Raw genomic sequence first — 1,063 nt, 5'->3', positions numbered from 1 at the left:
AAGTTCTTTTGCTAAAGCATCTATCTCAGTTTGAAACGTAGATAGGTGCTTTTGGTATTCTAAAAGCATATTGATATACATTTTTAGCGTTAAAATATGGCTCTGGTATAAGGTTTTCTGAAAAGGATTCTGAGCTGCTGCAGATATCAGTTCCTTTGCCTTTGTGGACGCCCACTTACGGGAACGACTATTACAGTTTTCCTTTATTCTAGTTGCTATCGTTTCTTCTCCAGCTTCTAAGACATCGTTAGATGTAGGATATTCTAATAGAGTTAGTAAAGAAACAACTGAATATAAGTCCCCAAAAACACCTTTATACTCAGGAAAAACCTGATCAAGAACTGCTTGAAACTGCAGCTTAGCTTGTACAAATATTTCAGTTAAGTTTTCGTGTTGCCGTGTTAGATTACGAAGGTTTAAGAGGTGAATTCCTCGTTTTTTATAGGGCTCTAAATCCTCTTTATAGTACAATTCACAGAGATGATAAGCATCGATTTTATCTGTTTTTACTTTCCGTAAACTCGAGCTCTTTGCACGATAGGAGATAAGAGGATTGATTATAATTAATAAATAATCTCTGTCCTCAAAAAACTGAACAACGGGAGTATGATAATGCCCTGTAGCTTCAAGAACAATTGGAGGTTTAACTCCTGTTACGTTCTCTATTTCTCTAAGAAATTGATGTAAAATATCTAATCCCTCTAGAGTATGTGATACTTTAAAACTACTTTTGTAAGGTTTTTTCTTATCCAAGAAAGCTTGAACCTGACTTTCACCTTTTGCTATATCCAGACCAATGACTGGATTCATTTTTAAATCTCCTCCTATAATAAATAAAATCACCGGTACCCCTAATTTCTTCTTGCAGTATCATAGCTTCGCTTGTTATACGAGATCCATAGTCCCAACCAGCCTCAAACATGTTTCTACAAGTAGGGGGCGAACTGTTTAGCTGACGGGATCGAAGTCCCACGGGTGCTTACGTTCTACCCCGGCTACCGTTATAATAAAACCATATAAAAAATGGTCAACCAGAAATATCTGGCTGACCTTATAATACGAA

Annotated in this window: 1 protein-coding gene; it reads right to left on the bottom strand. The window is 36.5% G+C overall.

Going from position 1 to position 1,063, the window contains the following annotated elements:
- A partial coding sequence (locus tag ACIFOT_RS31855) for an IS110 family transposase (RefSeq protein WP_430072892.1) occupies positions 1 to 810 on the bottom strand: 810 nt, incomplete at its 3' end.
- Positions 811 to 1,063 lie beyond the last annotated feature (253 nt).

The organism is Neobacillus sp. NRS-1170 (assembly GCF_050468025.1).
This window is presented reverse-complemented; position numbering and strand designations above follow the sequence as displayed.